Origin of the sequence: Streptomyces showdoensis (assembly GCF_039535475.1) — a bacterium.
Taxonomy (GTDB): domain Bacteria; phylum Actinomycetota; class Actinomycetes; order Streptomycetales; family Streptomycetaceae; genus Streptomyces; species Streptomyces showdoensis.
In genome coordinates this window covers 57,303-78,967 of sequence record NZ_BAAAXG010000011.1, presented here as the reverse complement: position 1 = coordinate 78,967, position 21,665 = coordinate 57,303, and the positions used below count along the sequence as shown (strand labels likewise).

Genomic DNA, 21,665 nt, shown 5'->3' with positions numbered 1-21,665 from the left:
GGATACCGAACGGGATGTTGACAAAGCAAGCGCTCAGCTGAGTGCATGGCCCAACCCGTATGCACAGCACGCCCGTTGGGAGGAACCTTGCACGTCCGCACCTTGCTCCCCGCCCGGTTCAGACGGCTGGCGCTGGTCGGCGCGGCTCTGGCCACCGTCACCGCCTCACTGCCCGCCGCGGCCGTCGCCGACGCCGGCGACCGGGGCCACCGTCCCTCCGACCGGGGCCTGTCGGCCGTCATCCGGTACACCGAGTACGGCATCCCGCACATCGTGGCCAAGGACTACGCGAACCTCGGCTTCGGCACCGGCTGGGCGCAGGCCGCGGACCAGGTCTGCGTCCTGGCCGACGGCTTCGTGACCGTGGACGGCGAGCGCTCCCGCCACTTCGGCGCCGACGGCGCCCCGGACGGGTCCCTGTCCTCGGCGACGAGGAACCTCTCCAGCGACCTGTTCTTCCGCGGGGTGAAGGACGCCGGCACGGTCGAGGCGCTGCTCGCCGCGCCCGCGCCCGCCGGTCCCAGCCGGCAGTCCAGGGAGCTGATGCGCGGCTGGGCGGCCGGGTACAACGCGTGGCTGCGGAAGAACCGGATCACCGACCCGGCCTGCGCCGGAGCGGCGTGGGTCCGGCCGGTCACGGAGCTCGACGTGGCGCGGCGCGGCTGGGCGGTCTCCGTCCTCGGCGGCCAGGGCCGCGGCGCGGACGGCATCACCGCCGCCCGGCCGCCCGCCGTCGCCCCCGGGGCGGCGGGCGCCTCCCGGCCCGCCGCCTCCGAGGGCCCGGATCCGGACCGTACGGCCGAGGCGGCGCGGGCCCTGTTCGCGGCCGAGAACGCCACCATGGGCTCCAACGCCGTCGCGTTCCGGGGTTCGGCCACGGCGGGCGGGCGCGGGCTGCTGCTCGGCAATCCGCACTACCCGTGGCAGGGCGGCCGGCGCTTCTGGCAGTCCCAGCAGACCATCCCGGGCGAGCTGAACGTCTCCGGCGCCTCCCTGCTCGGCACGGTCCCGGTCAGCATCGGCTTCAACGACAGGGTGGCCTGGAGCCACACCGTCGCCACGGGCGTGCCGCTCAGCCTGCACCAGCTCGCCCTCGACCCGGCCGACCCCACCGCGTACCTGGTGGACGGCAGGCCGGAGCGGATGACGCCGCGCACGGTCACGGTCGCGGTCAAGGACGGCGCCCCGGTCACCCGTACCCAGTGGTGGACGCGGTACGGGCCGGTCGTCTCCGGGCTCGGACCGCAGCTGCCGCTGCCCTGGACCACGACGACGACCTTCGCCCTGAACGACCCGAACGCCGCCAACCTGCGGGCCTCCGACACCGCGCTCGGCTTCGCCCGCTCCCGCTCCACGCAGGGTCTGGTCGACGCGCTGCGGCGCACCCAGGGCCTGCCGTGGGTGAACACGATCGCCGCCGACTCCTCCGGCCACACCCTGTTCACCCAGTCGCAGGTGCTGCCGAGGATCACCGACGAGCTGGCCCAGCGCTGCTCCACCCCGCTCGGCCGCGCCACCTACCCGGCCTCCGGCGTGGCCGTGCTGGACGGTTCGCGCGGCGACTGCGCGCTCGGCTCGGACCCGGACGCGGTGCAGCCGGGGGTCTTCGGGCCCGCGCGGATGCCGGTGCTGCGGGACGCCCCGTACGTGGAGAACTCCAACGACAGCGCCTGGCTGGCCAACGCGGAGCGTCCGGTCACCGGCTACGAGCGGATCTTCGGCACGATCGGCACCCCGCGCTCGCTGCGCACCCGCGGCGCCGTGGAGGACGTGGCGGCGATGGCCGGGCGCGGCGGTCTGACCGTGGCCGATCTGCAGCGCCAGCAGTTCGCGAACCGCGCGCCCGCCGGCGATCTGGCGGCGGCCGACACGGCCCGGGCCTGCGCGGCGGTCCTCGCCGACGACCCGGAGGCCTGCCGGGTGATCGGCGCCTGGGACCGCACGATGGAGACCGGCAGCCGGGGCGCGCTGCTCTTCGACCGGTTCTGGCGGCGCTTCACCGCCGGGACGCCGCTCGCCGAGCAGTGGCAGGTGCCGTTCTCGGCGGCCGACCCGGTGCGCACGCCGCACACCCTGAACACGGACGCCCCCGGCTTCGGCAAGGCCCTCAGGGACGCGGTGGCGGAGCTGCGCGGGGCGGGGATCGCCCTGGACGCGCCGCTCGGGCGGCACCAGTTCGTGGTGCGGAACGGGGCGCGCGTCCCGGTGGGCGGCGGCACCGAGGCGCTGGGCGTCTGGAACAAGACGGAGCCGGTGTGGAACCCGGCGGGCGGCGGCTACACGGAGGTCGCGCACGGCACCAGCCACGTCCAGGCGGTGGGCTGGGACGGCGGGCGGTGCCCGGTGGCCCGCACGCTGCTGACCTACTCCCAGTCCTCGAACCCGCTCTCGCCGCACTACGCCGACCAGACGGCGCTGTACTCCGGCGAGCGCTGGGTGACCTCCCGGTTCTGCGAGAAGGACATCCTGCGCTCGCCGGAGCTGCGGATCGTGGTCGTCAGGGGCTGAACGACAGGAACACGAAGGCGGCGAAGATCGAGAGGTGGACGCCGCCCTGGAGGAGCGTGGCCCGTCCGGGCACCACGGTCAGGGCGCTCACCACGGCGGTGAGCACGAGCAGCACCATGTGGAGGGGGCCCAGACCGAGGACGAGGGGGCCGGAGAGCCAGATGGAGGCCAGCGCGATGGACGGGATGGTCAGGCCGATGCTGGCGATGGCGGAGCCGTAGGCCAGGTTCATGCTGGTCTGCATCCGGTCCCGGCGGGCCGCGCGCACGGCGGCGAGGGTCTCGGGGAGCAGCACCATGAGGGCGATGACGACACCCACGACGGCCTTCGGCAGGCCGGCGGACTCGACGCCGTCCTCGATGGTGGGCGAGACCAGCTTGGCCAGGCCGACGACGGCGACGAGGGCGACCATGAGCAGCCCGAGGCTGATCCACATCTGTCGGGAGGTGGGCGGGTCGGCGTGGTCGTCCTCGGACTCCTTGCCGTCCGCGCCGGGGCGCGGCACCGGCAGGAAGTAGTCGCGGTGCCGGACCGTCTGCACGGCGACGAAGACGCCGTACAGGCAGAGGGAGGCGACGGCGGCGAAGGCCAGCTGGGCGCTGGAGAACTCGGGGCCGGGGTGGCTCGTGGTGAAGGTGGGCAGGACCAGCGTCATGGCCGCCAGGGTGCAGACGGTGGCGAGTGCGCCGCCGGAGCCCTCCGCGTTGAAGACGGCGACGCGGTTGCGCAGCGCGCCGACCAGCAGCGACAGGCCGACGATGCCGTTGCAGGTGATCATGACGGCGGCGAAGACCGTGTCCCGGGCGTACGTGGAGGTCTTGTCGCCGCCGCCGGCCATCAGGGTGACGATCAGTCCGACCTCGATGACGGTGACGGCGACCGCGAGGACGAGCGAGCCGTAGGGCTCGCCGATCCGGTGGGCGATCACCTCCGCGTGGTGCACGGCGGCGAGCACCGCGGCGATGAGGCAGGCCGCGATGGCGATCACCGCGAGGCCGGCCAGGTCGCGCCCCCAGCCGAGGCCGAGGCCGACCCCGGCGACGATCGGCCCCCAGGTGGTCCATTGTCGTGTCAGTGGTGTCGCGCTCGAACTCATGCCCTGAATCCTGCCATAAGGGGAGGATCGTCCTCCGTGGCGCCGCGTGCTCGCGCAGCTGACAGGAGGTCAGGACCCGTCACAGCGCCCGGTCGTGGCCTTCCCAGTACGGATCGCGGAGCCGGCGCTTGTACAGCTTGCCGTTGGGATCGCGGGGCATGACCGTGATGAAGTCCACGGACTTGGGACGTTTATATCCGGCGAGACGGGTTTCGCAGTGGGCCAGGATCGCGGCGGCGAGCTCGGGCCCCGGCTCGTGGCCCTCGGCCGCCTCGACGACCGCCTTGACCTCCTCGCCCCAGTCGGCGTGCGGGATGCCGAAGGCGGCGGCGTCGGCGACGGCGGGGTGGGCCAGGAGCGCGGCCTCGATCTCGGCGGGGTAGATGTTCACGCCGCCCGAGATGATCATGTCGATCTTGCGGTCGCGGAGGAAGAGGTAGCCGTCCTCGTCGAGGACGCCGAGGTCGCCGACGGTGAAGAAGTCCCCGATGCGGCTCGACTTCGTCTTGGCCTCGTCCCCGTGGTAACGGAAGGCGCCGGTGCTCATCTTCATGTACACGGTGCCGAGCTGTCCGGGCGGCAGCCGCTCGCCGTCGTCGTCGAAGACGGCGAGCTCGCTGATGGGCCAGGCGCGGCCGACGGTGCCGGGCTTCTTCAGCCAGTCCTCGGCGGTGGCGAAGGCGCCGCCGCCCTCACTGGCGGCGTAGTACTCCTCGACGCAGTGGCCCCACCATTCGATCATCGCGCGCTTGACGTGGTCGGGACAGGGCGCGGCGCCGTGGATCGCGTGCCGCATGGAGGAGACGTCGTAGCGGTCCCTGGTGGCCGCGGGCAGGGCGAGGAGCCGGTGGAACTGGGTGGGCACCATGTGGGTGTGGGTGCAGCGGTGGGTGTCGATGAGCCGCAGCATCTCCTCGGGGGTCCACTTGTCCATGAGGACGAGGGGGTGCCCGATGTGCAGGGCGGCGCCCGCGAACTGGAGCACGGCCGTGTGGTAGAGCGGCGAGCAGACCAGGTGGACGTTCCCGTCGAAGGGCCGGATGCCGAAGATCCCGAGGAAGCCGCCGAGGTAGGTCTCCTCGGGCAGCTTGCCGGGCAGCGGGCGGCGGATACCGCGGGGCCGTCCGGTGGTGCCCGAGGTGTAGTTCATCACCCAGCCGAGGGTGCGGTCGGCGGGCGCCGACTCGGGCTGTCCGTCGAGGAGTTCGGCGTACGGGCGGAAGCCGGGGAGCGCGCCGACGGCGTACCGGTGGCTCGCGGGCAGCCCCGCCTCGTCGGCGGCCTGGGCGGCGGCCTCGGCGAAGCGCTCGTGGGCGACGAGGACCTTGGCGCCGGAGTCCGAGACGATCCAGGCGATCTCGGGGCCGACCAGGTGGTGGTTGACCGGGACGAGGTAGAAGCCCGCCTGGGCGGCGGCGAGGTAGGCGGTGAGGAAGGCGACCCCGTTGGGCAGCACGACGGCGAAGGCGTCGCCGCGCTCCATCCCGGCGGCGCGCAGGCCGTGGACGAGCCGGTTGGCGTCGGCGTGCAGGCGTCCCGCGGTCCACTCCTCGCCGTCGGGCGCGATCAGGACCGTACGTCCGGGGTCGGCGGCGGCCTGGGACCAGAATCCGTTCGGCGGCGCGGCGTCCGTCACTGCGTGCTCCTTCCGGCGATGCGGTTGATCCGGTCGATGGCCTTCTCGAAGCCGCTGGTCAGCTCGTCGAAGACCTGCTGGACGCTGCGCTCGGAGTTCATCCGGCCGACGATCTGGCCGACCGGCGTGCCGAGCAGCGGCGCCACCTCGTACTTCTGGATCCGGGAGACGGCCTCGGCGACCAGGAGGCCCTGGAGCGGCATGGGCAGCGTGCCGGGTCCTGCGGGGTCGTCCCAGGCGTCGGTCCATTCGGTACGGAGCTGACGCGCGGGCTTGCCGGTGAGGGCGCGGGAGCGGACGGTGTCGCCGGAGCCCGCGGCGAGCAGCTTGGCGGTGAGGGCGCGGGAGTGCATCTCGGCCTCGGTGGTGGTGAGCCAGAGGGAGCCGAGCCAGACGCCCTGGGCGCCGAGGGCGAGCCCGGCGGCGATCTGCTCGCCGCTGCCGATGCCGCCGGCGGCGAGCACCGGGAGCGGGGCGACGGCCTCGACGACCTCGGGGGTGAGCACCATGGAGGCGATCTCGCCGGTGTGGCCGCCGGCCTCGTAGCCCTGGGCGACGACGACGTCGATCCCGGCGTCGGCGTGGTGGCGGGCGTGCCGGGCGCTGCCGGCCAGGGCGGCGACCAGGACGCCGTGCGCGTGGGCGCGCTCGACGACGTCGGCGGGCGGTGAGCCGAGGGCGTTGGCCAGCAGTTTGATGGGGTAGTCGAAGGCGACGTCGAGCTGGCTGCGGGCGACCTGTTCCATCCAGCCGGTGATCCGCCAGCCGGAGGCCTCGCCCGCGGCGAGTTCGGGGACGCCGTGCTTGGCGAGGGTGTCGCGGACGAACGCGCGGTGCCCCTCGGGGATCATGGCCTCCACGTCGGCCTCGCTGACCCCGTCGACCTTCTTCGCGGGCATGACGACGTCGAGGCCGTAGGGCAGCCCGTCGGTGTGCTCCTGCATCCAGTCGAGGTCGCGGGCGAGGTCGTCGGGGGCGGTGTAGCGGACCGCGCCGAGGACGCCGAATCCGCCGGCTCTGGTGATGGCGGCGGCCACCGCGGGGAAGGGCGTGAAGCCGAAGATGGCGTGCTCGATCCCCAGTGTGCGACTCAGCTCCGTCTTCATGGGCGGCAGGATGCCGCAGCGGTCCTGCCGAGGGAAGAGATTTTCTGATGCAGTGTCAGATTTCTTGGCGTGTGCCGTGCTTCCCGGGCCCGCCCCCGTTCCGGTAGAAATTTTCAGAGCCCGCCGGAGCGGCCGGAGTTTTCTTTCAGAGGGTGGTGGGAGAGGGTGGGCGGGACGGAAGAGTCGAGGAGCGGGAGCCGGGGCCCGAGCCGCCGCGCGTTCGGCGGTCGCGTCCTGGCCCTGGGAGGTGCGCTGATGATCGGTACGGTGCCGGGGGCCTCGGCCGCGCCCGAACCGGGGCCCGGTGCCGCGGGCCCCGCGGCCCACGCGCCCGGCGGGGCCCGTCGCACCACCCTGCGCCACGGCTCCGCCGCCCGCGCCGGGCTCCTCCCCGAGCACCTGGACCGCCTGGTCGCCGACGCCGAATCCTTCCTCCTCCCCCCGCCCGGCGCCCGGCACCCGTGGTACGCGGGGGCCGTGCTGCTCGCCGGGCGCGGCGGGACGGTCGCGCTGCACCGGCCGATCGGCATGGCCGTGCGTTACGCGGCCTACGACGAGAAGACCGACAGCGGCGTCGAGCTGCCGGCCGACCGCCAGATCCCGATGACCGGGGACACCGTCTTCGACCTGGCCTCGGTGTCCAAGCTCTTCACCTCGATCCTGGCGGTGCAGCAGATCGAGCGCGGCGCGCTGGAGCTCTCGGAGCGGGTCACGGCGTACCTCCCCGAGTTCGGGGGCGGCGGCAAGGGGGACATCACGGTCCGCCAGCTGCTGACCCACACCTCGGGCTTCCGCGCGTGGATCCCGCTCTACGAGGAGCCGACGCGCGAGGGGCGGCTGCGCCGGCTCTGGAACGAGGTGCCGGCGCACCCCCCGGGCACGGCGTACCTCTACTCCGACCTCAACCTGATCACGCTCCAGCTGATCCTGGAGGGGATCACCGGCCGCCCCCTGGACGAGCTGCTCCGGACCGAGATCACCGCTCCGCTCGGGATGCGCCGCACGCGTTTCAATCCGCCGCCCTCCTGGCGCCCCTCGATCGCCGCCACCGAGGACGCCCGCGCGCCGTGGTCGGGGCTCGACCGCGGGATGGTGTGGGGCGAGGTCCACGACGAGAACGCGTACGGCATGGGCGGCGTGGCCGGTCACGCCGGGGTGTTCTCGACCGCCTGGGACCTCGCGGTCCTCGCCCGCACCCTGCTCAACGGCGGCGCCTACGGTGACGCCCGCATCCTCTCCCCCGCGTCGGTGGAGCTGATGTTCACCGACTTCAACACCGCCTTCCCCGGCGACGAGCACGGCCTGGGCTTCGAGCTCTACCAGCACTGGTACATGGGCGCCCTGGCCACCCCGCGCACCGCGGGCCACACCGGCTTCACCGGCACCAGCGTGGTCCTGGACCCCACCACGGACGCCTTCCTCGTCGTCCTCGGCAACTCCGTGCACCCGGTCCGCTCCTGGCGCTCGGGTTCCGCCCCGCGCGTCGCCGCCGCCGACCACCTGGCCCGCGCCGTGCCGGTCCGCCCGGCGCACGGGCGCACCGCGTGGTTCTCCGGCATGGCGAACGACACGACGGCCACCCTCACGCTGCCCGCCGTCCCGCACACCGCCCGCCTCAGCTGCGCGCTCTGGTGGGACACGGAACCCGGCACCGACGCCGCCCACCTGGAGTCCTCCCCGGACGGCGGCACGACCTGGCACCCGCTCCCCTTCACCACCGCCGGCGACACCCCGGGCCCCCATCCCACCGGCACGGTGACCGGCTGGTCCGGACGCACCTGGCACACCGTCACGGCGGACCTGCCCGAGGCGGGCCCGTCCGGCACCCGCCTCCGCTGGCGCTGCACGACCGACCGCCGCTACGTCGGCCGCGGCGTGTACGTGGACGCGCTGCGCGTGCTGGACCCCACGGGCCGCCCGGTGTTCGACGAGGCCCGGCCCGCCGACGGGGCCCGGATCGAGGCCTCGGGGTGGGTACGGGCGGAGGACTAGGCGCCACGCCCTCCCGATCAGGACCGCACCGGTGAAGGCCGTCGACGCCGCCGGGGACGTCTCCGGGGCGGGCAACGCCGTCACCGCCTCCACCGGCGACGGCATCGACGGCGACCACGCCGACGGGGCCGGAGCGACGCTTCTGGACCAGCGGGGCCCGGAGTTCCTACGGACGCCTCGCCGCCTCCTGCAGGGCGGCGAGGACCGGCAGGATCAACGGGTGGTCCTCCGCGCCGCGGCGGACCGCGGCGAAGACACGGCGGGTGGGGGCGACGCCGTCGACCGGGCGGACGACGACACCCGTGAGGTCGGTGCCCCGCAGGGCCGAACGGGGGACCAGGGCCACGCCCGCGCCCGCCGCGGCGAGGGCCACGACCGCGCGGAAGTCGTCGGAGACGTGCGCGAAGGCCGGCGCGAAGCCCGCGTATTCGCAGGCCAGGACGGTGACGTCGTGGCAGGGGTTGCCGGCGGACTGACCGATCCAGGGGTCCTTGGCCAGGTCGTCGAGGGAGATCCGGTCGCGGTCCGCGAACGGGTGGCCGGGCGGGAGCACGACGTCGAACGGCTCCGCGTAGAGCGGCACGCGGGTGAGGCGGGCGTCGTCCTCGCCGGGCGCGCCGCGGTACTCGACGGCCACCGCGACGTCCACCTGCCGGTCCAGGACCATCAGCAGGCTCTCGTCGCCCTCCGCGTCCTGCACCCGGACCCGGATGCCGGGCGAGGTGCGGGCGAGGGAGCCGATGGCGGGGGCCACGACCAGGCCGATGCCGGTGGCGAACGCGGCCACCGTGACCGTACCGGCCTCGCCCGAGCCGTACGCGGCGAGCTCGGCCTCGGCCCGCTCCAGCTGGGCCAGGACGGCGTTGGCGTGGCTCAGCAGGATCTCGCCGGCCGGGGTGAGCCGGGCGCCCCGGGCGTTGCGGTCGACCAGCCGGTGGCCGGTCTCCTGCTCCAGGGCGGCCAGCTGCTGGGAGACCGCGGAGGGGGTGAGGTAGAGCGCGGCGGCAGCCGCCGTGACGGTACGGTGGTCGGCCACCGCCCGGAGGATGTGCAGCCGCCGCGCTTCGATCATGCCCCTAGTTTCGCAGGGCGTCCCGGGCCTCGACGAACGCGTCCACCGCGCGGTGCACGTCGTCCGTGGAGTGGGCCGCCGAGAGCTGCACGCGGATGCGGGCGGCGCCCTGCGGGACGACCGGGTACGAGAAGCCGATCACGTACACGCCGCGCTCCAGGAGGAGCTCGGCCATCCGGCCCGCCTCGGCGGCGTCGCCGATCATGACGGGGGCGATGGCGTGGTCGCCGGGGAGGATGTCGAAGCCCGCCTCGGTCATGCGGGAGCGGAACAGCGCCGTGTTGGCGTTGAGGCGCTCGCGCAGGTCGCCGGCGGACTCCAGCAGGTCGAGGACCTTGAGGGAGGCGGCGGCGATGACCGGGGCGAGGGTGTTGGAGAACAGGTACGGGCGCGAGCGCTGGCGCAGCAGGGCGACGATCTCGGCACGGGCCGCGACGTAGCCGCCGGAGGCGCCGCCGAGGGCCTTGCCGAGGGTGCCGGTGATGATGTCGACGCGGTCCATCACGCCGTGCAGCTCGGGGGTGCCGCGGCCGCCGGGGCCGACGAAGCCGACGGCGTGCGAGTCGTCGACCATGACCATGGCGTCGTAGCGCTCGGCCAGGTCGCAGATCTCGTCGAGCGGGGCCACGTAGCCGTCCATGGAGAACACGCCGTCGGTGACGATCAGCTTGCGCCGGGCGCCGCCCTCGTCGGCCGCCTTGAGCTGCTGCTCCAGGTCGGCCATGTCGCGGTTGGCGTAGCGGAAGCGGCGGGCCTTGGAGAGGCGGATGCCGTCGATGATCGAGGCGTGGTTGAGGGCGTCGGAGATGACGGCGTCCTCGGGGCCGAGGATCGTCTCGAAGACGCCGCCGTTGGCGTCGAAGCAGGAGGAGTAGAGGATCGTGTCCTCCTGGCCGAGGAAGGAGGACAGGCGCGCCTCCAGCTCCTTGTGGACCTCCTGGGTGCCGCAGATGAAGCGGACGGAGGCCATGCCGTAGCCCCAGCGGTCGAGCGCCTCGTGGGCGGCGGCGACCACCTCGGGGTGGTCGGCGAGGCCCAGGTAGTTGTTGGCGCAGAAGTTCAGCACCTCGCCGGGGCGGCCGCCGGAGGTGACCTCGACGGTCGCGGACTGGGGCGTGCCGATGACCCGCTCGGGCTTGTGGAGGCCGGCCTGCTTGATCTCTTCGAGGGTGGTGCGCAGGTCGTCGCGTACGGAATCGAACATGGGGAGTGCAGCTCCTGAAGGTCTTCGTACGGGGTCAGGCGGTTCAGACGGTCCAGTCGAGGATGATCTTGCCGCCCTTGCCGGAGGCGGCGTCGTCGAAGGCGGCCTCGAAGTCGCTGTAGGCGTAGCGGCCGGTGATCACGGGGGCGAGGTCGAGACCGCCCTCCAGGAGCACGGACATGGCGTACCAGGTCTCGAACATCTCGCGGCCGTAGATCCCCTTGATGGTGATCATGGACGTGACGATCTTCGCCCAGTCGACGGCGAAGTCCTCGCTGGGCAGGCCGAGCATGGCGATCTTTCCGCCGTTGGTCATGTTGGCGACCATGTCGCGCATCGCGCGCGGGTTGCCGGACATCTCCAGACCGACGTCGAAGCCCTCCTTCAGGCCGAGGGTGCGCTGGCCGTCGGCGATGGTCTGCTCGGCGACGTTCAGGGCGAGCGAGACGCCGGCCTTGCGGGCCAGGGCGAGGCGCTCCTCGCTGACGTCGGTGATCATCACGTGGCGCGCGCCGGCGTGCTTGGCGACCGCGGCGGCCATGATGCCGATCGGGCCCGCGCCGGTGACCAGGACGTCCTCGCCGACGAGCGGGAAGGACAGCGCGGTGTGCACGGCGTTGCCGAAGGGGTCGAAGATCGCGGCGACGTCGAGGTCCACCTCGACGCGGTGCACCCACACGTTGGACGCGGGCAGCGCGACGTACTCGGCGAAGGCGCCGTCGCGGCCGACGCCGAGGCCGACGGTGGCGCGGCAGAGGTGGCGGCGGCCGGCCAGACAGTTGCGGCACTTGCCGCAGACCAGGTGGCCCTCGCCGCTGACCAGGTCGCCGACGGCGATGTCGACGACGTCGCGGCCGGTCTCGACGACCTCGCCGACGAACTCGTGCCCGAGGGTCAGCGGCGTGGCGATCGTCTTCTGCGCCCAGCCGTCCCAGGAACGGATGTGCAGGTCGGTCCCGCAGATTCCGGTCCGCTTGACCTTGATCAGCACGTCACCGGGACCGATCTCGGGCTCGGGAACGTCCATGAGCCAGAGTCCCGGCTCTGCCTTGTGCTTGACCAGCGCCTTCAAAGTAACGGCTCCCGACGTACGCGTCCTGTGATGTGCAGGTTCCGGACGCGGCGAAGCGCCCAAGATCCCTGGAAGAGAATCTTCCGTACCTGGGGCCCATGGTCCATCGAGGATTTCTTAAGCGCACTCGCAGATCAGCTTCACGCCGCCGGTGGGGGCGGCCCCCGCGTCACCCCGTGGCACCCGCGCGTCAGCCTCCCGCCCCTTCCAGCACCGCCATCGCCGCGTTGTGGCCCGGCACCCCGCTCACCCCGCCACCGCGGACCGCGCCCGCGCCGCAGAGCAGCACGTTGGCGTACGGCGTCTCCACGCCCCAGCGGCCGGCGCCCTCCGCCGCGTACGGGAAGGAGAGGTCGCGGTGGAAGATGTGCCCGCCCGGCAGCCGCAGCTCGCGCTCCAGGTCGAGCGGGCTCTTCGCCTCGACGCAGGGGCGGCCGTCGGCGTCGCGGGCCAGGCAGTCGGCGATCGGCTCGTCGAGACAGGCGTCGAGCTGGTCGAGGGTGGCCTTCAGGAGCGCCTCGCGGGCGCCCTCGGGGTCCGCCGCGAACAGCCGGGCGGGGGCGTGGAGTCCGAACAGGGTGAGGGTCTGGTAGCCGCGTGCGGCGGCCTCCGGACCGAGGATGCTCGGGTCCGTCAGGGTGTGGCAGTAGATCTCCGACGGCGGGGCGGACGGCAGCCGGCCGGACGCGGCCTCGGCGTGGGCGGTCGCCAACTGCCGGTAGCCCTCGGCGATGTGGAAGGTGCCGGAGAAGGCCTCGCGCGGGTCGACGGAGCGGTCACGGAGCCGCGGCAGCCGGGTGAGCACCATGTTCACCTTGAGCTGGGCGCCCTCGGCGGGTGGCGCGGGCGGGTCGCCGAGGAGGCCGGCGAGCGCCTGCGGGGAGGCGTTCACGAGGACCCTCCCGGCCGCGACGACGCCTTCGCCGTCGGCGGCGCGGTAGCCGACCTCGGCGCGGATGCCGTCGGTGTCGATCCGGGTGGCCTCGTGGCCGGTGAGGATCGTCGCCCCGGCCGAACGGGCCGCGTCGGCCAGGGCGTCGGTGAGGGCGCCCATGCCGCCGACGGGCACGTCCCAGTCGCCGGTGCCGCCGCCGATGACGTGGTAGAGGAAGCAGCGGTTCTGCAGCAGCGAGGGGTCGTGGGCGTCCGCGAAGGTGCCGATCAGGGCGTCGGTGAGGACCACCCCGCGCACGAGGTCGTCGGCGAACTCCCGCTCCACCGCGACGCCGATGGGCTGCTCGAAGAGCATGTCCCAGGTCGCGTCGTCGTCGACCCGGGCGCGCAGCCCGGCCCGGTCGGGCAGCGGCTCGGTGAGCGTGGGGAAGATCCGGCGCGCGGCCCGCTCGGTGCGGCCGTAGAAGGCGCGCCAGGCCTCGTACTCCCGGTCCGAGCCGGTGAGCGCCGCGAAGGAGGCCCGGGTGCGCTCCCGGTCGCCGCCGACGAGCAGGCCGGAGTCGCCGTACGGGGTGTACGAGGAGACGGACCGCTTGCGGACGGCGAAGCGCAGCCCGAGCTCGCGGACGATCTTCTCCGGGAGGAGCGAGACGAGGTACGAATAGCGGGACAGCCGGACGTCGACGCCGGCGAAGGGCCGGGTGGACACGGCGGCCCCGCCGGTGGAGCCGAGCCGTTCGAGGACGAGGACGCTGCGTCCCGCGCGGGCGAGGTAGGCGGCGGCGACGAGGCCGTTGTGCCCACCGCCGACGATGACGGCGTCGTAGGAGCGCTGTGCGGTCATGCCCCTTGCTAGCACCTCGCGGGCGCCGCGAACAGGGGGCGGCGGCCGTGGCCACGACCTGGGTCGTGGCCGGCACCCGGCTCAGGTTCCGGGGAGGATGCGGCGCGTCTCGTAGGCCCACATCGCGATCTCGACCCGGTTGCGGGCGCCGAGTTTGGCCATGAGGCTGGCCAGGTGCGTCTTCACGGTGCTGAGGCTGATGTGCAGTGCGTCGGCGATCTCGGTGTTGGTCAGCCCGCGGGCGACGGCGAGGAGCACCTGCTCCTCGCGGGCGGTGACCGGAGCGACCGGCTGGGCCACGGGCCGTCCGGCGGGCAGGTCCGCGAACGCCCGGAGCAGGCGGACGGTGACGCTGGGGGCGATGAGCGCCTCACCGTCGGAGGCCGACCGTACGGCCTGCGCCAGGAGGTCCGGTCCCGTGTCCTTGAGGAGGAATCCGCGGGCGCCGGCACGCAGGGAGCCGTAGACGTACTCGTCGAGGTCGAACGTGGTGATGACGACCACGGCCAGCGGATCGGCGACGCCCGGCCCGGCGAGCAGCCGGGTGGCCTCGAGCCCGTCGAGTACGGGCATGCGGATGTCGAACAGGCATACGTCGGGGCGTAGTGCGCGGGCCAGTCGTACCGCTTCCCGCCCGTCGGCGGCCTCGCCGACCACCTCGATGCCGGGCTGGGCGTTCAGCATGATCCGCAACCCGGTGCGGATGATCGTCTGGTCGTCAGCGACGAGGACGCGAATGGGCACTCCCGCTCCTCGCTCTCGGCAGTTCCGCTTCGACATGCCAGCCCCGGTCGGTGCCCGGGCCGGCTCGTAGCGTGCCGCCGAGCAGGGTCGCGCGCTCGCGCAGTCCGGTGAGTCCGTAGCCGTCGCGTCCCCGGCCGGTGCGCCGGCCGTCGTCGCGCACGCTCACCCGTACCGTGTGCCGTTCCGCGGCGACCCGGACGACGAGCTCGGTCGCGTCGAGCGCATGGCGCAGCGCGTTGGTCACCGACTCCTGCACGATCCGGTAGACGGCCGCGTCCACGGCCGGTGGCAGCGCGTCCAGTTCGCCGTCGAGCCCCAGGTCGACCCTGAGGCGACCACCCGGGGTGCGCACCAGGCGCTCCAGATCCGCGACTCCGGCGGGGGGCGCGAGCTCGGCTCCGACCTCGCGGTCGCGCAGCGCGGCGACCATGGCGCGCATCTCCTCCAGCGTGCGCGCCCCTTCCTCCTCGACGCCCTCCAGCGCCTCGACGGCGGCGGACGGGTCGGCGCCCGCGAGCACCCGGCCCGCCTGGGCGATGATCACCATGGCCGACACGTGGTGGGCCACCGTGTCGTGCAGCTCCCGGGCGAGCTGCTCGCGCTCGCGGGAGCGCACCTGCTCCAACTGCCGTTCGCGAGCGGTCACCCAGAACCTCACGGCAGCGCCGACCACGCCGGGCAGCAGCAGGAAGGCGATGCCCACGAGGTTCTCCACGGCCGGGGTCGCGTCCGTGACGGAACACAGCGTTCCGGCCGCGAGGACCACCGCGCCGCCCAGCACGATCTCGCGCCCCGATCCCCACCGGGGCAGCGCGTACACCAGCACGAGCACGACCGCGTCGGCGTACAGGCCGACGGGCTCGCGCGGCGGGGCGACGAGCGAGGCCAGCGGAGGCAGGACCACCGAGCCGAAGGCCAGCGTCACCACCGCCAGGGGGCGGGTCCGGCGCCACAGGGGCAGCAGGCACAGCCACAGGGCGAGCACCACCGCCACCGGCCGCCACACGACGTCCTCGCGCAGGGTGGCCTCCAGCGCCACACCGGCGAGGCCCGCGGCGAGCAGCACCCAGTCCCGCCCCACCCGGGCGGGCGCGTCGGGCGGCCGGGGTTCGGTCCACAGGGTTCGCAGGTCGTCTCGGAGCACGGTTCTCAGCCTAGGGGCCGCGGCGTGCCGCGCATCGGCCGAAAGGACGGGTCGTCACTCCGCCCCGGGGCCGACGGATCCGCGGCCCCGGGGCCGATGCCGCGGAGCGCCGTGGCGGCGAGCCTCGGCATCGGCGGCCGTACAAGGACGGCCGACGAGGTGGTTGGAGGACCCGATGCTCTCGAAAGCCCTGTTGCGCCTGGGCACAAGCGCCGCCCGTCATCCCTGGCGGGTGATCGCGGCTTGGCTGGTCGCCGCCACGCTCGTCGTGCTCGCCGCCGTCGCCTTCGGCGGGCGGACCACGGACTCGATGACCGCTCCGGGACTGGACTCGCGCCGGGCCGCGGAACTGATCGAGCGGGCGGGCACCGGCCAGGAGGGGATGACCGCCCACGTGGTCGTCACCCCCCTCGACGACCGCGCGACGTTCTTCGCGGACGACGCCGCGCGCACCGCTCTCGCGCGGCTGCGGGCCGAGGTGACCGGGCTGCCGCACGTGCTCGGCACGAGCGACCCGGCGGGGGCGCTCGACGCGGGCGGGGGCTCCGCCGTGCGCGGCGGCCTCGTCTCGGCCGACGGACGGATCGCGGTCGTCCGGGTGCAGTACCCCGACCAGAGCCGGCTGTCGGCCGAGGACCTCGACGCCCTCGTCGAACTCGGCGACCGGCTGCGCGCCGAGCTGCCGTTGCGCATCGAGATGGGCGGGAACCTCTTCTACGCCTTCTCCGATCCCGACGGCGGCGCGAGCGAGCTGATCGGCCTCCTCGCCGCGGCCGCGATCCTGTTCCTGGCGTTCGGTTCGCTCGTCGCCGCCGCGCTGCCGATCGGCATGGCGGTCTTCGGGCTGACCGTCGGCGTCGCCACGATGACGGTCCTGGCGGGGGTGACGGAGGTCCCCGCCTTCGCACCGGTCCTGGGCAGCATGGTCGGGCTCGGCGTGGGCATCGACTACGCCCTGTTCGTGCTCGCCAGGCACCGGGAGCACCTCGCGTACGGGCTCGATCCGCAGACGGCGGCCGGACGCGCGGTGGCGACGGCGGGGCGGCCGGTGGTCTTCGCCGGCGGCACCGTCGTCGTGTCGATCCTCGGCCTGGCGGTCGCGAACGTGCCGTTCATGACCGTGGGCGGGGTCGCCGTCTCGATCGTCGTCCTGATGATGGTGCTCGCGTCGGTGACGCTGCTGCCGGCCTTCCTCGGCGCCGCGGGCCCGCGCCTGGCGCGGGCCGGCCGGCTCGGCCGGGCGTGGCGGAGCCGGGGGCCGGGCCGGCTCGCAGGGCGGCGGGGCCCTGCGACGGACGCCGCCCACGCCACCGGGTGGCGTCGCTGGATCGGGCACGTCGGCCGGCACCCGGTGGCGTACGCGGTCGGCGCGGCGGGGCTGTTGCTCACCGCGACGCTGCCCGTGCTCGGCCTGCGCGTCGGCCTGCCCGACGACGGCTCACTGCCCCCCGGCCGCACCGAGCGCCGCGCCTACGACCTCGTCGCCGAGGGGTTCGGCCCGGGCGCCAACGGTCCCCTCGTCATCGCCGCGGACCCCGCCGGTGATCGGGGAGCGGTGGACCGGCTCGCGGCGGCGGTCGGGGCGGATCCGGGCGTCGCGTCCGTCGCGCCGACGCACGTCGACCGGGCCACCGGCATCGCGACCCTGGTGGTCTTCCCGACCACCAGCCCCCAGGACGAGGCCACGACCGACACCATCGCCCGGCTGCGCACCGACGTGCTGCCCACGGCGATCGGGCACGGCCCGGCCAGGGCCCACGTCGGCGGCGCCGCCGCGAGCCTGTCCGATGTGGGCCGGCGCACCAGCCAACGTCTGCCGGTGCTCGTCGCCACCGTGCTGGCGATGTCGTTCCTGCTGCTGATGCTGGTCTTCCGCTCGGTCCTCGTACCGCTCAAGGCGGTGCTGCTAAACCTGCTGAGCATCGGCGCGGCCTACGGCATCATGGTCGCGGTCTTCCAGTGGGGCTGGGGAGGCGCGCTCATCGGACTGGAAGCGACGGTTCCGATCGTCTCGTTCATCCCGATGTTCCTCTTCGCCATCCTGTTCGGCCTGTCGATGGACTACGAGGTGTTCCTCCTCTCCCGCGTCCGCGAGGAGTACCTGCGCACCGGCGACAACGGCACGGCGATCGTCGAGGGCCTCTCGCGCACCGCCCGGATCATCACCTCGGCCGCCCTCATCATGGTGGCGGTGTTCCTGTCCTTCGCCGTCGCCGAGGACCCCTCCACCAAGATGTTCGGGCTCGGCCTGGCCACCGCGGTCTTCGTGGACGCCACGGTCGTCCGCATGGTGCTGGTGCCGGCGACCATGACCCTCCTCGGACGGACCAACTGGTGGCTGCCGAAGTGGCTGGACCGGGTGCTTCCCCGCGGCCCGGTCGGCTCCGCCGCCACCGATGACACCGATATCACCGACGACACCGGCGCGGAATCCACGGGTGGGGCCCCGCGTCCACGGCCTGCTGCCCTCTGACGGTCTCCTGCCGACCCTAGGTCGTGCGGTGGTCCCGGCGTCCCAGGCGCTCCCGGCGTTCGGTGCAGTGCGCCTCGTCCGCGCGGGCGGCGAGCGTGTCGGGGTGGGCGGCGCCCAGGGTGCGGGTGCGGGTCCTCGGCGACGCGCCGGTACTCGTCCAGGGCCTCGTCGTGGCGGCCGAGCCAGCCGAGGCCGATGGCGATCTCGCGGCGGCTGACGAGCGTGTCGGGGTGGTCCGCGCCGAGCACGCGGGTGCGCAGCCCGCACACCGCGCGGGCCTCGGCCAGGGCGTCCCTCCCAGCGGCCGAGCCGGCCCAGGCTCACGCCGAGGCCGTGCCGCGCCCGCAGCGTCTCGGGGTGCTCGGGCCCGACGGTGCGGGTGCGGGCCCCGGCGAGCTCCCGGTAGAGCGCGGCGGCCTCCTCGGCGCGGCCGAGCCGGCCGAGACAGATGCCCGCCTCGTACCGGGCGGCCAGCGTGTCGGCGTGGTCCGCGCCGAGGGCGGCGGCGCGCGCCTCGGCCACCTCGCGGTACTGGGGTCAGCGCGTCCGCCCAGCGGCCGAGCCGGCCCAGGAGGTGCGCCACCTCGTGGCGGGTGGCGAGCGTGTCGGCGTGGTCGGCGCCCAGCAGCCGGGCGCGGGCGTCGGCCACCTCGCGGGCCGTCGCGTACGCCTCCGCGAGGCGCCCCAGCCGCCCCGAGGGTGAAGGCCAGGTTGTGCCGGCCAGCGCAGGGTGTCGGGGTGCTCCGCGCCCATGCTCCGCTCGCGCGCGGCGAGCACCGCGGCGTACACCGAGTGCGCCTCGGCGTGCCGGCCGAGCCCGCCGAGGACGTACGCGGTCTCCTGGCGCGCCGCGAGGGTGTCCGCGTGGTCGGTGCCGAGGGTGCGGGCGCGTCCCTCGGAGACCCCGCCGAACTCCCGCAGCGCGTCGGCGTGGCGGTCCGAGCGGGCGAGGGCGAAGGCCAGCTCGTAGCGGCTGGCCAGCGTGTCGGGATGGTCCGCGCCGAGGACCCGGCCCCGGTCCCGGACGACCGTCCGGTGCACCTCGGCCGCCTCCTCCCAGCGCCCGAGCCGCCCGAGGCCGAGCCCGGCCCGGTGCCGCCCGGCGAGGACGGCGAGCAGCTCGGAGGTGGGGGCGGACACGGATGCGGCCACGGACGCGGAAGCCGGTGCGGGCAGGGGGATCGACCCCGTCCCCGGCAGGGTGCTGTGGTCGTGGCCCGGGGCGGAGGTCTGCGCGGAGACCGGGGGCCGCCGGGGACGGGACCTCCGGCGCGTGCGGCGCGTACGGGTACGCGACGGTGCCGGTCGCCCGGCCGTCCGCGGGCCGGGGCGGCAGCGCGGTCGCCCGGGTCCACTCCCCCGTCAGCGCCGTCGCCGGGTCGTACGGGGCCGTGAGCGGGCCGACGAACGTGGTCGCCGCCGGGCGGCCGGTGGTCATGCGGCCGGCCCAGCCGGGAAGGGCGCGGGGCGGGGCCGACGAGGCCGTGGCCGGGCCCGTGGCGAGCCGGGGGCGGATCTCGCCGGCGTCCGCCGGGCGCGCCTCCGGGGCCTTGGCCAGCAGGTCGAGGACGAGCAGGTCGAGGGCGGCCGGGAGCTCGGGGGCGGTGGCTGCGCAGGGGCGCCGGCACGGTGTCCCGGTGGCCGACCAGCACCGCCCAGGTGTCCTCCAGGTCGAAGGGCGGGACGCCGGTGGCGATCTCGTACAGCACGCAGCCCAGTGAGTACAGGTCGCTGCGGTGGTCGATCTCCCCACCGCCGCCGATCTGCTCGGGGGACATGTAGTGCGGCGTGCCCATGGCGATGCCGGTGCCGGTGAGGCGCGAGGTGATGCCGTTGTCGGCGGCGAATCGCGCTATCCCGAAGTCGCAGATCTTCACGGCCCCGTCGCCGAGCCGCACGATGTTGGCGGGCTTCAGGTCGCGGTGCACGACGCCCTGCCGGTGGGTGTAGGCGAGCGCGTCGGCGACCTGCCCGGCGATGTCGACGACCTGGTCGACCGGGAGCGGGGCCTTGCCGTTGTCACCGAGCAGCTGGCTCAGGTTGCGCCCGTCGAGCAGTTCCATGACGAGGAAGAGCACGCCGTCGGACTCGCCGAAGTCGTGCACGACGGTGATCCCGCGGTGCTGGAGCGCGGCGGCGACCCGCGCCTCGCGGCGGAAGCGCTCGCGCAGCACGGTGAGCGAGGCCGGGTCGCGCTGCGGGCCGAGCGGCCGGAGGCACTTGACGGCGACGCGCCGGCCGAGCGCCTCGTCCGTCGCCCGCCACACCTCGCCCATGCCGCCGCGACCGATCACCTCGTGCAGCCGGTACCGGCCCTGGATCAGCCTGGTGTCCGCCATCGCGTGCTGTCGCCCCCCGTTTGCCCCGTGGCCGTGCCCTTCCCGGCCCGGCCGGTCCAGTATGGCGGCCCTCGCGCGCAGACTGTACGGCGCGGGTCGGGTGTCCTCGCCGAGCCGCTCCATCGCCCGCAGGATGTGCCGCGGGGGCAGCCGCCAGCGGAGCTCGTCCGGCAGGCACCGGAGCAGATTGGCCGTCGCGGTCAGCCGGCGCGTCACGGTATCCGGCGGCGGCGCGGGCCGCCCGTACAGCGCGTGGGCGTACGGGGGCAGGGTGTCGTACGCGAGTGCCGCCACGCGCCGCCAGACCGCCTCGCGCGCGGGCACGAGCGCCCGGGGTACGGGCGGCGCGCGCAGGAAGTCGTCGACGACCCGGGCGTCCTCGCCGGCGGCCAGCTCGGGGCGGACGCCGTCGAAGTAGCACCGCAGCCCGTCGGCCGTGCCGGGCACCCGGTCCGGGTCGAGCCCGACCAGCCGGGCGGCGACGCGCTGCTCGTCCACGTACCGGTCGGCCTGCGCGTCCGTCAGCGGGATGCCGGAGCGGCGCACGACGTGGAGGTACGAGTCGATCTCGGCGCAGTGCACCCAGAGCAGCAGCCCGGGGTCGTCCACGCCGAGCAGCCGGTGGATCTTCCGCACCCGGGCCCCGGCGGCCTCGGCCGCCTCCGTGGTGCCGTACGTGAGCGTGCCGACGAAACTCGCGGTCCGCAGGAGACGGCCCCAGGCGTCCTTGCGGAAGTCGCTGTTGACCATGACGCCGCGGATGGCGGCGGGGTGCAGGGCCTGCAGGTACAGGGCGCGCACCCCGCCGATCCACATCACGGGGTCGCCGTGCAGCGCCCAGGTCACGGAGCCGGGGCCGAAGAGCCCCGGCTCCCCTGTCCCGGTCCCACGTGCGGCTCGTATGCCTCGCATGGACTCAGGCTAGGCGCGGCGGCACCCCGGGTCGACGGGTCAGCGCCAGATCGCCTGGACCGAGTCGAACTGGACCCACGTGATCGGGTTGCCCGTGTTGCCTCCGTAGACCGTGACGGAGCCCGCCGGGTTGACCTCGAAGCGGCAGGCGTTGATGCCCTGGCTGTTGTTGCGGGGGGCGGTGGCGCGCACGTACCAGGTCGGGCGGGCGAAGGCGGGCGGCAGGTTGGCGATCTTCGTGTCGGCGGTGAAGGAGCCGGTGACCTGGCCGCGGGCCTGGAGGAAGGCGGTGCCCGCGATCGTGACGAGGCGGACCTGCGGGGTCGCCCCGGCGGTCGCGGCGATGCCGGGCTCCAGGACGAGGTCGGCCCACTCGCCGGCCTCGACGCCACCGGGGGCGGCGGCCGCGGGGGCGGCCGTGGCGAGTCCGCCGACGGTGAGCGCGGCGGGCAGGGCGAGGGCGGTGCCGAGGATGCTGCGGCGGCTACGGGAGCCCCGGGGCGTCCGGGAGGGCTGGGGGTTGCGGGAAGTCTGGGACATGTGGGAGTGCTCCTCTGCGGGGGCGGGCGGTCGGTCGGGAAGGCGGGGGCGGCACGGGCCGGGCCGGGCGTGGCCGCGGGTCCGGTCCG

At 74.5% G+C, this 21,665-nt stretch carries 13 protein-coding genes and 2 pseudogenes; 3 read left to right on the top strand and 12 right to left on the bottom strand.

Annotated features, from left to right (window positions below; genetic code table 11):
• Positions 1-87: 87 nt before the first annotated feature.
• A complete protein-coding gene (locus ABD981_RS06265) occupies positions 88-2,508 on the top strand; it encodes a penicillin acylase family protein (protein WP_046905867.1) in 2,421 nt (806 codons plus the stop codon).
• Here ABD981_RS06265 and ABD981_RS06260 read toward each other — a convergent pair.
• The 3 genes from ABD981_RS06260 to ABD981_RS06250 form a co-directional block, all read right to left on the bottom strand.
• The gene (locus ABD981_RS06260; protein ID WP_046905868.1) at positions 2,498-3,604 is read right to left on the bottom strand and encodes a calcium:cation antiporter; all 1,107 of its coding nucleotides are present in this window, start codon (positions 3,602-3,604) and stop codon (positions 2,498-2,500) included. The two genes, ABD981_RS06265 and ABD981_RS06260, sit on opposite strands and share 11 nt — an antisense overlap.
• 79 nt (positions 3,605-3,683) lie before the next feature.
• Positions 3,684-5,240 carry an acyl-CoA synthetase gene (locus tag ABD981_RS06255; RefSeq protein ID WP_046905869.1) on the bottom strand — a complete coding sequence of 519 codons (1,557 nt, stop codon included), beginning with the start codon at positions 5,238-5,240 and terminating at the stop codon, positions 3,684-3,686.
• A complete protein-coding gene (locus tag ABD981_RS06250; RefSeq protein ID WP_046905870.1) occupies positions 5,237-6,346 on the bottom strand; it encodes an NAD(P)H-dependent flavin oxidoreductase in 1,110 nt (369 codons plus the stop codon). The genes ABD981_RS06255 and ABD981_RS06250 overlap by 4 nt, the downstream gene beginning before the upstream one ends.
• 255 nt (positions 6,347-6,601) lie before the next feature.
• Here ABD981_RS06250 and ABD981_RS06245 point away from each other — a divergent pair, with 255 nt between their 5' ends.
• Entirely contained in the window at positions 6,602-8,338 is a 1,737-nt protein-coding gene (locus ABD981_RS06245) for a serine hydrolase domain-containing protein (RefSeq protein WP_123954149.1), read from the top strand.
• Positions 8,339-8,504: 166 nt separating this feature from the next.
• On the opposite strand, the gene ABD981_RS06240 is transcribed toward ABD981_RS06245, so the two are convergent.
• The 6 genes from ABD981_RS06240 to ABD981_RS06215 all read right to left on the bottom strand — a co-directional run bounded on the left by ABD981_RS06240 (position 8,505) and on the right by ABD981_RS06215 (position 15,312).
• Entirely contained in the window at positions 8,505-9,410 is a 906-nt protein-coding gene (locus tag ABD981_RS06240) for a LysR family transcriptional regulator (protein WP_046905872.1), read from the bottom strand.
• Positions 9,411-9,414: 4 nt separating this feature from the next.
• Positions 9,415-10,614 (bottom strand): glycine C-acetyltransferase, encoded by a 1,200-nt coding sequence (locus tag ABD981_RS06235; protein WP_046905873.1) that lies wholly within the window; start codon positions 10,612-10,614, stop codon positions 9,415-9,417.
• A 43-nt stretch (positions 10,615-10,657) separates the two neighbouring features.
• Positions 10,658-11,686 (bottom strand): L-threonine 3-dehydrogenase, encoded by a 1,029-nt coding sequence (gene tdh / locus ABD981_RS06230; RefSeq protein WP_046905874.1) that lies wholly within the window; start codon positions 11,684-11,686, stop codon positions 10,658-10,660.
• 190 nt (positions 11,687-11,876) lie between these two features.
• Positions 11,877-13,424: a phytoene desaturase family protein gene (locus ABD981_RS06225; protein WP_046905875.1), complete on the bottom strand. Its 1,548-nt coding sequence runs from the start codon at positions 13,422-13,424 to the stop codon at positions 11,877-11,879.
• 81 nt (positions 13,425-13,505) lie between these two features.
• Complete coding sequence (locus ABD981_RS06220; RefSeq protein WP_046905876.1) at positions 13,506-14,168, bottom strand: response regulator; 663 nt, start codon at positions 14,166-14,168, stop codon at positions 13,506-13,508.
• Entirely contained in the window at positions 14,143-15,312 is a 1,170-nt protein-coding gene (locus ABD981_RS06215) for a sensor histidine kinase (protein ID WP_046905877.1), read from the bottom strand. The genes ABD981_RS06220 and ABD981_RS06215 overlap by 26 nt, the downstream gene beginning before the upstream one ends.
• A gap of 232 nt (positions 15,313-15,544) precedes the next feature.
• On the opposite strand from ABD981_RS06215, the gene ABD981_RS06210 reads away from it, so the two are divergent.
• A complete protein-coding gene (locus ABD981_RS06210; RefSeq protein WP_240495091.1) occupies positions 15,545-17,785 on the top strand; it encodes an MMPL family transporter in 2,241 nt (746 codons plus the stop codon).
• Between the two features lie 16 nt (positions 17,786-17,801).
• Here ABD981_RS06210 and ABD981_RS06205 read toward each other — a convergent pair.
• From ABD981_RS06205 to ABD981_RS06195, 3 genes and pseudogenes are all read right to left on the bottom strand, one after another.
• Positions 17,802-20,124 (bottom strand): annotated as a pseudogene (locus ABD981_RS06205) (serine/threonine-protein kinase).
• A gap of 42 nt (positions 20,125-20,166) precedes the next feature.
• A pseudogene (locus ABD981_RS06200) lies at positions 20,167-21,036 on the bottom strand (oxygenase MpaB family protein); the annotation flags it as partial.
• Positions 21,037-21,075: 39 nt separating this feature from the next.
• Complete coding sequence (locus ABD981_RS06195) at positions 21,076-21,576, bottom strand: hypothetical protein (protein WP_046905881.1); 501 nt, start codon at positions 21,574-21,576, stop codon at positions 21,076-21,078.
• Positions 21,577-21,665: the final 89 nt, after the last annotated feature.